Raw genomic sequence first — 11,035 nt, 5'->3', positions numbered from 1 at the left:
CAGCAGGGTGCAGGGGCTGGTGTGTTTGGCGACTGCCAATTTACCTGCATCCCTGACTGTCAATCCTCTCTTCCCCGCGACAATGCGAAGATCCTGATATAGCGCTGCCCGCCGAACACCAGACGAATCGCCTGGACCATTTCCTCGAGGCCTGCGCCCTTGGTCAGGTAGCCTGCCGCACCGGCCTGTAATAAACGCGTAGGGAACGGATCTTCTTCGCAGGCGGTGACCGCGACGACTTTCAAATCGGGGTGGCTGCGAATGAGTTTGCGGGTGGCTTCAAGACCGCCGATACCGGGCATCCTGACGTCCATCAGCACTACATCCGGCTTGAGCTCACGGGTCTTGATCAGCGACTCTTCGCCCGACTGCGCCTGGCCAACGACTTGCAGGCCCTCGATATCGGCCAACATGCGCGTGATGCCCGTACGGACCAGATCGTGGTCATCGACCACCAGCACCCTAATCAAGCGGACACCTCGTTCTGCGTCAGCCGCTCAATGCAGCGCTCTAGATGGGTTGCCGCTGTCATAGCAATAAGCCTCCAGCCGGCTCTAAATTGGCGGAAGATCGCCAAAAACTAAGCGTCAAAAATACTACAAAATATTGATCCGACAACAGAATTACGCAAGCCAGGAAACACGACGCTCAAGCCAGAGTCAAAAATAAATCATCCTATATCAATAACTTACGATTAACTCGCACATCGGAATAGCTTTCCGAGTTTTTCGAATCGCCATGAATTTCGAGCTGCCGGGAGTATACACAAGGAATTTGCATCATGGGCGCCGGGGCTTTGGCAGAACCGAGCAACCGATAGAATTGCCGCAATAGACAGCCCCTGCAGTCGCAACGACTTAGCCATAGCGGCGGCATGGGCTGAGTGCATCAGGGGCGCGGCGCACTCCTCGGTTTGTTGAATATCATCGGCTGAGCGGCACCTGCTGTTGAGGGCGGTTGCGGTGAGGGATCAAGTCATCGTAAACATGCCCCTCAACGCTTGATATCCGCAGGCCCTCAACTACTACCACTGCCACTGTTATCCTCCTCGATGTCCCAGCGCACCATCATCGCGTGGTCTTCGTGGATCAGGTTGTGGCAGTGCATCGGGTGCTTGCCGAGGAAGTCGCGGAAACGTATGAGCACCCTGATAGTCGAGCCACCTTCGAGCACGAAAACGTCTTTGCGCCCCTGCTCATGGGGCGGCACCGGCACCTCTTTGCCTTCTCGGGTCTTGCTGAGAATGCGCCCCTCCTCGAAGTGGATGTGGATGGGGTGGGCCCAGCCGCCGGAGTCATTCACCAACTCCCAGACCTCGGTTGCGCCTTGCCTGATCTTGGCGCGAGTGACGGTAGGGTCGAAGAACTTGCCGTTCACCGCCCACATGCCGTTGCGCCGTTCGAACTCCCAGCGACGCACCTTGGCATTGTCGATTTCCTCCTGGTCGAACGGGCGCAACTCACGTAACACGGCGGGCACCCGGCTAACGTCCTGCTCTGGTGGGTAACGATCGACGATGATCTTCAGCACACGGGTGCCAGGCTTTTCCACGTCCTTGGGCAAACGGGTCTTTTCCTGGCGCAGCCGATTCACCAGGTACAGCTCGGTGCCGATGGGGTATTGGGAAAAGTCCACGACTATATCGGCACGCTCGGTCACGCCGAGCCGAACCTTGAACTGGTCGAGCAGTGGCGCCGGCAGCAAGTTGCCGTCATTAGCGATGTACGTGAAGCGCTGCTCCTTGTCGTCCGGCGTGACCAGATAGAACTCGTAGAAGCGACTCGGCCCGCCATTGAGCAAGCGCAGGCGGTACTTGCGTGCAGCCACCCTCAGCACCGGTTCGATGTAGCCGTTGACTGTCACTTTGTCACCGAGCACCCCTTCCGGATTGACCTGATCCCAGAACAGGATCCCATTGCGGTCGAACAAACGGTCGGAAAAATCCAATGGGTAATCGTAGGGGTAGCTGGGTAGGCGCAGGGCGCTTGGGCTGGGGTCGTGCTCATTACCCGAGTCGATGTGATCGAAAATCAGATAAAAGCCCATCAGGCCACGCACTACGTTAGGCGCGGTAAAGTCCAGCGTGTGATCGTGGTAAAACAGCGTGCCCAGGGCCTCACGCGGGTCGCCGATGCCGTTCTGCTGCTCATCGTAGCCGGCGTAGATATTGGCGTAGAAGTGATCCTTGAACTCCCCGGGCGAGGCCAGGGTCGGGCCGGCCTTGTTGGCGCTGTAGTAGTCGCCTGGAAAGCCATCGCTCTCCGATGCGGTGTGCGCGTTGTGCAGGTGGGTGGAGATCTCCGGCGAGCCGAAGCCCACATGGTCCTGCGGCAGGCGATTGTGAAAGCGGACTATGGTCGGTTGGCCGTAGTAGGCGAAGATAGCCGGTCCAGGTGTGGTTGCCCCCGGCACCTTGCCTTCATAGCCCCAGATGCGCTGTGGCGGATAGGCGGGATTGAAGACCCAGGCGGGATTTTCCTTGGCGCTCAACTCGTAATGGACCGGCGAGTACTGCCGCGCAGTTACGTACAGTTCATTCCAGCGCTGATGCGGGGCGCGACCGGCCTCACCGGCGGCAGTGTTCGCAGCCTCCATGGGCGGTGGGTCGAGAGTGACGGGTTGCAGCTGATCGACCGACGTGGGCAGTTCGATCTGCCAGGGAAGGGTTGGTGGGCTGGTCAGCTGTGCTGCCGGTGCATCGTCATTCTCGTCAGCTCTACCTCGACGACTCTTGGCGCCGCTGTCGGATGCACTCAGTAACAGAGGGGCCGCCAGTGCCGCGCCCGTCAGTTTAAGGAAGCTGCGCCGAGCTGCGCCTTGGGCCGAGTCCTCCACACTGGGCGTCTGCGTAGCCTCAGCGACTGGCATGCGCGCGACCTCCGATTCGCTCGCGTGTAGTTCTCTCTGTTCGTCTACCAAGGATCGGGATTTCATGGGTATAACCCTCTCACCCCAAGCTGTTTATCCTCCCTGCTGACTTGCCAGCCCCTGGCCAGAAAAAATCATCTCAGTGCCAGTAATAGGCCGAACCTCCTAGTGACAGGCGCCAACGACCTGGCGGACGCTGAGCACTCCGCCCCGACGCGTCGAGCCGCAACCAGGGCATAACGCCCTGGCCAGGCCCGTGCTTTGCACAAACAGCGGCTGTACCTAACCGAGACCGCTAGCAGCGCTCTCGGGCCGGTATGCCGTATGCACCATGCTGGAATCGACATGGTTGATGGTGGCCAAAATCCGCTCAGGCTCAGCCAGCGCCGGGGCCATGGTCCAGCGTTCGCTGCGATCGTTACCAATGCGCAACATGCCGGTGTGAGTCCCGAGGTTCCTATCAACTTCCTCGACCGGGTCATAGAAGCCCAAACCATAACGCAGGCGTTTGATATCTGCCTCCGCACCCGTTAGAAACTGCCAGCCGGGCTGCACGCGATGCATCTCGGCATAAGCCTTGAGTACCTCAGGCGTATCCATCAACGGTTGCAGGCTGATCGAGTACATGAAAATGTCGCGCCCCATGCGCTCGCCCAGGAGCTTTTGAACCTTGAGCAGGTTGGCGGTCATGGTCGGGCAGATGTCGCCGCACTGTACGAACATGAAGTTGATGACGGCTATCTTGCCGCGCACCAGGTCGTCGTAGAAGCGAACTCGTTTGCCCTCGTGGCTGTCGAGCCAGACGTTGGGAAAATAGCTGGTCTGCGCGTCGTCCACATTGGCGTCGGCCATGTCGATATCGGCCGACTCGAATACCTCATGCGCCTGCAGCGCAGCGCTATTCCACAACAGTCCGCCCAGTGCCGCCGTGCCTATTCCGGCCAGGAGCTTTCTTCGAGTATTCATAGAAATTCCTCCAGTCTCAGCGACTAGTCGTCTTCTTTGATGTCCCAGCGCAACATCATTGCGTGGTCTTCGTGGATCAGGTTATGGCAATGCATGACGTACTTGCCGACGTAATCGCGGAAGCGTATGAACAGCCGGATGCTCGACATGCCCTGGAGCAGATACACGTCCTTGCGCCCCTGTTCGTAAGGCGGCACCGGCACGGCGACCCCATCCTTGGTCTTGCTGAGGATGCGCCCCTCCTCGAAGTGGATATGAATCGGGTGACTCCAACCGTCATCGATGTTCACCAGCTCCCAGACTTCGGCGCCGCCCTTGGGGATCACCGCCCGCGCACTGTTCGGGTTGAAGAACTGCCCATTGATCGCCCACATGCCGTTCTTGCGCTCGAACACCCAGCGGCGCACCGGCGCGGCGGCGATTTCCGCCAAATCGAGCGGCGGTTGCTCGCGCAATACATTGGGCACCTGACTCAGGTCCTGCTCTGGCGGATAGCGGTCGACGACAAACTTCAGCAGCTGGGTCGCCGCGCCTATGCCATCGGGCATGCGGCTCCTGGTCTGCACCAGGCGATTGACCAGATACAACTCGGTACCGATCGGGTACTGCGAGAAGTCGATGACGATGTCGGCACGTTCGGCCACGGCGATGCGCACGCTGGTCTGATTCTTCAGCGGGGCCGCGAACAGATTGCCGTCGTTGCCGATATGGGTGAAGGTCTGTGATACGCCGTTGGCTTTCTGCAGGTAGAACTCGTAGATCCGGCTGGGGCCAATGTCGAGCAGGCGGAAGCGGTATTTGCGCGCGGCTACCTTGAGTACCGGCTCGATCTTGCCGTTGACCGCGATCTTGTCGCCGAGTGTGCCGTCCGGCTCGACCTGATCGTAGATCAGCCGGCCACCGGCATCGAAGCGGCGGTCGCCAAAGCTCAGCGGGTAATCGTAGGGGTGGCTCGGCAGGCGTAGGGCACTGGGGTTGGGGTCGCGCTCATTGCCCGAGTCGATGTGGTCATACAGCAGATAGAAACCGGCCATGCCGAGGTACAGGTTGGGCGCGGTGAAGTCGAAGGTATGATCGTGGTACCAGAGGGTGCCCAGGGCCTCGCGCTCGTCGCCGATACCGTTCTGCATCTGGTCATAGCCGGCATAGATGTTCGAGTAGAGATGATCCTTCCACTGCCCCGGTTCAGCCAGCGTCGGCCCCGCTTTGAGTGGGCTGAAATAGTCACCGGGAAAGCCATCACTCTCCGAGCCGGTGTGCGCATTGTGCAAATGCACCGAGATCTCCGGCGAACCGAAGCCAGTATGATCCTGCGGTAAGCGGTTGAAAAAACGCACCACCACAGGCTGACCATAGCGGGCCATGATGGTCGGCCCCGGTGTAGTCGCCGCCGCACCTGCACCTATGGCGTAGCCCCAAATGCGCTGCGGTGGATAGGCCGGGTTGAACACCCAGGCCGGGTTTTCCTTGGCATGCAGCTTGTAGTGGACCGGCGGATACTGTCGCGGGGTGGCATACATCTCAGCCCAGCGTTGATGTTTGTTCCGCCCGCATTCACCTCTGTCGACTTGCGCCTCGCCCGTCGGGGCCAAGCCTAGGGTAGCGGGCTGCAGCGGAGTGATAGCGCTGGGCAGTTCCTCGACCCAGGGAATGGTTGGTGGGCTGGGCGGCAGTACCACCGGGCCGGGTTCCGGAGCTGGGGCAGGTGTCGGATTCGGTGCGCGACGTCGCCCGGCGCTGCTATCGGGCGACGCGAACAGCAAGGGTGCCGCCATGGCAGCGGCGGTGAGCTTGAGAAAGGACCGCCGCCCCTCGCCCTTCGCCAGCGATCCGGGAGCGCTCGATTGAGGTTCCCAGCCCCCAGCCTTGATGGAAACTTGCCAGGTTCCCGGTTCTAGCTTGTCCACGTTTGCCAAAAATTTCGAATTCATGACCCTACCCTCCCAACATTGTTCTCACGCGACCATGCCTCTGGTATGGCCAGGTAAAAATCGTGCTCCGCACGAAGCGAAGAAAACTGGGTGGCGCCCATGGCAATAAATTGCGGACATGCACGCCTGCGCTGAATCGCGTCTGCTCGTCAGTGCTCTGTTGTCTGCTGGGAGAGAGGGGTCAAGCTAATGGCAGCACTGCGGTACGTTACCGGGGCTGCCACTCAGAGAAAGGCGGCCCACGTAAGTGAGCCGAAAAAGCCAGATCGGATACATACGCCATTACGACTCGAATGAGTGTCACCCTGTCCATGACGCACTCCCGTTGTGTTGGTGTTGGCACCTACTGCACTGCCCGCCCTGCGTAAAGACTTGCAAATTCGTCCCTCTCCCACGCTTAACTAAAGGATCGACCTTCCACCTTGTCAAGGATTTGTCGGAATCAATATCAAGTCGACATCAGATTCTTATCACTTTGTTTTTACTTGATTATTTATATTGAATGGCATTTAGCCATCATCCTGCACGGCATTTGAGCAATAACAGCGCTGGCACGCCTTCGCGCCGAACTGCTGGACAACCACGGCGATAATCGGATGAAACGTACAAGAGCGGCAGAGCTCTGAGGCCCGCACCTCACTGCCATGGCCCTCCAGCGACGAGCCCGGCAGTGAGCCTGACCCGCACAGCAGCGCAACTGGATCGCCCTCGGCTCGAGCCACATCGCGCCCTGGCAGGCACTGTAAACGGCTCAGAACAAGCCTCTGCCGCCGTAGGTCAAGCTGCGCGCAGGAGGCTCTGGCCAGTAACCGCCATAGCCACGGATCGCCATGGGCTGCGTTATGCGTGATGATAAAGGCCGCCACAGATCGACCAACCCACAAGCTGAACGGCGCGCCCCGGGTGAAGCACACCGGCGCGCCTCTGCAGCTTAGGCAGGACTCTTTCCAGAATGAACCGACCGTTCCCCCGCTTCGTCTTGCTGCTTGTGGCGTGCCTCGGTCTGGCCTGCGCGAATGCTGCGCCGCCGCCCGTGCGCCCGGCGTTCAACCCGCAACAACAGGCCTGGCTCGAACAGCATCGCGAACTGCGCGTCGGCCTGCTCATGCAGGCCCCCTGGGCTCAGTACAATCAACGCCAGCAGCGGCTCTCCGGTGCCAATGTCGAATTGATGACCCGCCTGCTCCAGGCGATGGATGTGACGCCGGTTTGGCTACGCTTCTCCAGCCAGGCCAAGCTGGAGGCAGCGGCGCGGCGCGGCGAGCTGGATCTGGCGCCGGGGCTGCAGCAGACCCCCAGGGGCTTACGTCAATGGCTCTACTCTGACCCCTACATGCGCGTGCCGCACCTGATCGTGGGTGAGCAGCGCGGCCACAGTGCAGTCGACCTCGACCGTCTCGAGCGCACCCAATCCATCGCGCTACGCACGCCCAGCCCGGCGGCTGACTACCTGAGCGGCACCTACCCCAATCTGTTACTGCTGGCGGTCGGTTCGGAGCGTGCTGCCTTGCAGCGCTTAGTGCGGCAGCAGGCGAACTACGCGGTGGTGGATGAAGCCCGCCTCAGCCTGCTGTTACGCGAACCGCAGTTTGCCGGCCTGAACATCGTCGGCGATATTGGCCTGCCCCAATTGCTGCGCATCGCCAGCCGCCGCGACGAGCCGCTGCTGGCGGAGATTGTCGAGCTGAGTCTGCAGGCCCTGCCCGCCCGCGCGGTGGATCAATTGCGCGAGCGTTGGCTGCCGCTGAAATACCCACAGGTCAGCGACTCCCTGGCTTTTTGGCGAGGGCTGAGTCTGTTGCTGCTGATAGCCGGACTCGGCGCCAGCGCGACCACCCTGCACCTGCACCGGCAGCGGCGCGAACTGGAGGGCCAACTGCTTACTAGCCGCCATGAGCTGAGCCAGCGCGAGGTGGCTGAACAGGCCCTGCATTTGAGTCAGTTCTCCATCGACCACAGCACGGTCGGGATTCTCTGGGTCAACTGGGACAGCCATGTGCGCTACGCCAACCATGCCACCGAAACCATGCTCGGTTATGCGCCCGGGACGCTGGTGGGCCGGCCGTTGCGCGAGCTGGAACCGAGCCTGGACATGGATCGCTGGTTGAACTTGTGGCGCAAAGTGCGCAGCCATGATGAAGCCCCGCAGAGTTTCGAGATCGACTGTCGGTGTGTCGATGGCAGTCACCTGCCGGTGGATGTTTCGCTGAGTTTTCTGCGTTTTCGCGATGCCGAATACCTGGTGGTATTTCTCACCGACGTCACCGAGCGCCGCCGCGCCAGCGCAGCGCTGCAGGAGAGCGAGGCACGCTTCAAGGGTATCGCCGGTAGCGTGCCCGGGCTGGTGTTCCGCCTGGAACGAACGGTCGCCGAACAACCGGTGGTATTCGCCTACATCAGCGAAGCCAGTGCGGAACTCGTCGGCTATCCGGCGGCAGAGTTGCAGCAGGCCGACCGCGGCATCCGTAGCCTGGTTCACCCGGACGACCAGCTCAGCTATCGGCGCAGTCAGGACGCCGCACTTGCCGGCAACAGCGACTGGTCCTGGCAAGGGCGCATCATTACCCGGGACGGTCAGGTGCGTTGGGCCGACATCAAGGCCACCGCGCGCAGCCTGGGCGAGGGTCGCATGCTGTGGGACGGCATCGTCTGGGACATCACCGAGAACAAGCAGGTGGAGCTGGAGCTGGCCGAGTCGCGCGGTCGCCTGCGCCAGTTGTCCGCGCACCTGGAGAGCGTGCGCGAGGAAGAGAAGGCGCGCATCGCCCGTGAGGTGCACGACGAACTGGGTCAGGTACTCACCGTGCTCAAGCTGGAGACCGCCATGTGCGAGCTGGCCTTCGCCAACCAGGTAGCGGGACTGGACGAGCGTCTGGAGAGCATGAAGCGCCTAATCGCCCAGCTGTTCCAGCTGGTGCGCGATGTCGCCACCGCCCTGCGTCCACCAATCCTTGATGCCGGTATCGCCTCGGCCATCGAGTGGCAAGTACGCCGCTTCGAGGCTCGCACGCAAATCCCCTGTCTGGTCGAGGTGCCCGATAACCTGCCTAAACTGACCGATGCCAAGGCCATCGGCCTGTTTCGCATTCTTCAGGAGGCCTTAACCAACGTCATGCGCCACGCTGAGGCACATAGCGTGCAGGTGCACCTGAGCCTGGAAAACGATGAGCTGTGCCTGCACGTCAGCGATGACGGCAAGGGCTTCATTCCGGGACCGCGCGAGGCCGGACAATCGTTCGGCCTGGTCGGCATGCAGGAGCGGGTACTGATGCTCGGCGGCAGTTTGCAGATTGACAGCCAGCCCGGCGAAGGGACTACGCTGTGCGTGCGAGTGGCCCTGGGCGAAGAGGAAATGGCGTGATCCGAGTATTGGTGGCAGAAGACCACACCATCGTACGTGAAGGCATCAAACAGTTGATCGGCATGGCCCAGGATCTCGAAGTCGTGGGTGAGGCGAGCAATGGCGAACAGCTGCTCGAGTGCCTGCGGCGGGCCCCCTGTGATGTGGTGTTGCTGGACATTTCCATGCCGGGTGTCAGCGGGCTGGAGGCTATTCCACGGATTCGCGCCTTGGCCAATGCGCCGGCCATCCTGGTATTGTCCATGCACGACGAGGCGCAAATGGCCGCCCGTGCGCTCAAGGTGGGCGCCGCCGGTTATGCCACCAAGGACAGTGAACCTGCCCTGTTGATTACCGCCATCCGCAAGGTGGCCGGCGGCGGGCGCTACATCGATCCAGCGCTGGCAGACCGCATGGTGTTCGAGGTCGGCCTGACCGACTCGCGGCCACCGCACGCGCACCTGTCTGAGCGCGAATTTTCGGTGTTCGAGCGCCTGGTGCGTGGCGAAGGCGTCAACGACATCGCCCTGCACCTGGCCGTCAGTAACAAGACCATCAGCACCCACAAGGCCCGCCTGATGCAGAAACTGGGTTTGCATTCGGTGGCCGACCTGGTGCGTTACGCCATGGAGCACAAACTGATCTGAGTCGGCAGCCGCCTTACTTGCTGTAGGGCAATCCCTACAGCAAGTTCTCCGATGGCCTGATAACCACTTGTCATCCCGCCCGATTTCCGCCGCCTTGCATCGGCCCTAGTCTGTGCTCAACAGCGTGCAGACAACAACAAGGGTGCGGCGATGACCGAGTCTCAGGCAAACGATGTGCTGGTGAGCTTTCGTGGCGTACAGAAGAGCTACGATGGCGAAAACCTGATCGTTAAAGATCTCAATCTGGATATCCGCAAAGGTGAGTTCCTCACCCTGCTCGGCCCTTCGGGATCGGGCAAGACCACCAGCCTGATGATGCTGGCCGGTTTCGAAACGCCGACTGCCGGCGACATCCTGCTCGGCGGTCGTTCGCTCAACCGGCTGCCACCGCACAAACGTGACATCGGCATGGTGTTCCAGAACTACGCCCTGTTCCCGCACATGACAGTGGCCGAGAACCTGGCCTTCCCCTTGTCGGTGCGCGGCATGTCGCGCACCGACACCAAGGAGCGGGTCAAGCGCGCGCTGTCCATGGTGCAACTGGACGACTTCCGCAATCGCTATCCAGGCCAGCTATCCGGTGGTCAGCAACAGCGCGTGGCCTTGGCTCGGGCACTGGTGTTCGAGCCGCAGCTGGTGCTGATGGATGAACCCTTGGGTGCCCTGGATAAGCAGCTGCGTGAACACATGCAGATGGAGATCAAGCACCTGCACCAGCGCCTGGGCGTGACCGTGGTCTACGTGACCCACGATCAGGGCGAGGCGCTGACCATGTCCGACCGCGTCGCGGTGTTCCATGAGGGCCAGATCCAGCAGATCGCCGACCCACGCAGCCTCTATGAAGAACCGCATAACACCTTCGTCGCCAACTTCATCGGTGAGAACAACCGCCTCAATGGTCGACTGGTCAGCCAGGATGGCGATCGCTGCGTAGTCAGCCTGGAGCGCGGCGAACAGGTAGAGGCGCTGGCGGTCAATGTCGGCCAACAAGGTGCGCCAGTCACCCTGTCGATCCGCCCTGAGCGCGTGCGCCTGAATGGTTCCAGCGAAACCTGTCGCAACCGCTTCTCTGGGCGCGTAGCGGAGTTCATTTACCTCGGCGACCACGTCCGGGTGCGCCTGGAAGTCTGTGGCAAGAGCGATTTTTTCGTTAAACAACCGATTGCAGAACTCGACTCTGCCCTGGCAGTGGGCGATGTCGTGCCCATCGGTTGGCAGGTCGAGCACGTTCGCGCGCTCGACCCGTTGTTAGAGGGGCACTGATCCTTACGCGTTTTACCAAC

Annotated in this window: 6 protein-coding genes and 1 pseudogene; 3 read left to right on the top strand and 4 right to left on the bottom strand. The window is 61.0% G+C overall.

Annotated features, from left to right (window positions below):
* Positions 1 to 95: 95 nt before the first annotated feature.
* The 4 genes and pseudogenes from FBY03_RS21000 to FBY03_RS20985 all read right to left on the bottom strand — a co-directional run.
* Positions 96 to 470, bottom strand: a pseudogene (locus FBY03_RS21000) (response regulator); the annotation flags it as partial.
* A gap of 547 nt (positions 471 to 1,017) precedes the next feature.
* Positions 1,018 to 2,868 carry a multicopper oxidase family protein gene (locus FBY03_RS20995; protein ID WP_147174292.1) on the bottom strand — a complete coding sequence of 617 codons (1,851 nt, stop codon included), beginning with the start codon at positions 2,866 to 2,868 and terminating at the stop codon, positions 1,018 to 1,020.
* 282 nt (positions 2,869 to 3,150) lie between these two features.
* On the bottom strand, positions 3,151 to 3,834 hold the full coding sequence (locus FBY03_RS20990; protein WP_147174291.1) for an SCO family protein: 684 nt from the start codon (positions 3,832 to 3,834) through the stop codon (positions 3,151 to 3,153).
* Between the two features lie 23 nt (positions 3,835 to 3,857).
* Positions 3,858 to 5,354, bottom strand: coding sequence for a multicopper oxidase family protein (locus FBY03_RS20985; protein ID WP_256678011.1), 1,497 nt, complete (start codon positions 5,352 to 5,354; stop codon positions 3,858 to 3,860).
* Between the two features lie 1,363 nt (positions 5,355 to 6,717).
* On the opposite strand from FBY03_RS20985, the gene FBY03_RS20980 reads away from it, so the two are divergent.
* The 3 genes from FBY03_RS20980 (at position 6,718) to FBY03_RS20970 (ending at position 11,015) form a co-directional block, all read left to right on the top strand.
* Complete coding sequence (locus FBY03_RS20980) at positions 6,718 to 9,126, top strand: PAS domain S-box protein (protein ID WP_147174290.1); 2,409 nt, start codon at positions 6,718 to 6,720, stop codon at positions 9,124 to 9,126.
* Complete coding sequence (locus FBY03_RS20975; RefSeq protein ID WP_147174289.1) at positions 9,123 to 9,752, top strand: response regulator transcription factor; 630 nt, start codon at positions 9,123 to 9,125, stop codon at positions 9,750 to 9,752. Before FBY03_RS20980 ends, FBY03_RS20975 begins: the two co-directional genes overlap by 4 nt.
* A gap of 150 nt (positions 9,753 to 9,902) precedes the next feature.
* Positions 9,903 to 11,015, top strand: a complete 1,113-nt coding sequence (locus FBY03_RS20970) for an ABC transporter ATP-binding protein (RefSeq protein ID WP_147174288.1) — start codon at positions 9,903 to 9,905, stop codon at positions 11,013 to 11,015.
* Positions 11,016 to 11,035: the final 20 nt, after the last annotated feature.

Origin of the sequence: Pseudomonas sp. SJZ079 (assembly GCF_007993865.1) — a bacterium.
Lineage (GTDB): Bacteria > Pseudomonadota > Gammaproteobacteria > Pseudomonadales > Pseudomonadaceae > Aquipseudomonas.
The sequence above is the reverse complement of the archived record's forward strand: the minus strand, read 5'-3'. Positions and strand labels throughout refer to the sequence as shown.

What these genes read in the sequence shown, in the direction of transcription:
- FBY03_RS20990 (WP_147174291.1), bottom strand. Translation starts at nt 3,834, where the DNA reads ATGAATACTCGAAGAAAGCTCCTGGCCGGAATAGGCACGGCGGCACTG.
- FBY03_RS20985 (WP_256678011.1), bottom strand. Translation starts at nt 5,354, where the DNA reads ATGTATGCCACCCCGCGACAGTATCCGCCGGTCCACTACAAGCTGCAT.
- FBY03_RS20980 (WP_147174290.1), top strand. Translation starts at nt 6,718, where the DNA reads ATGAACCGACCGTTCCCCCGCTTCGTCTTGCTGCTTGTGGCGTGCCTC.
- FBY03_RS20995 (WP_147174292.1), bottom strand. Translation starts at nt 2,868, where the DNA reads ATGCCAGTCGCTGAGGCTACGCAGACGCCCAGTGTGGAGGACTCGGCC.
- FBY03_RS20970 (WP_147174288.1), top strand. Translation starts at nt 9,903, where the DNA reads ATGACCGAGTCTCAGGCAAACGATGTGCTGGTGAGCTTTCGTGGCGTA.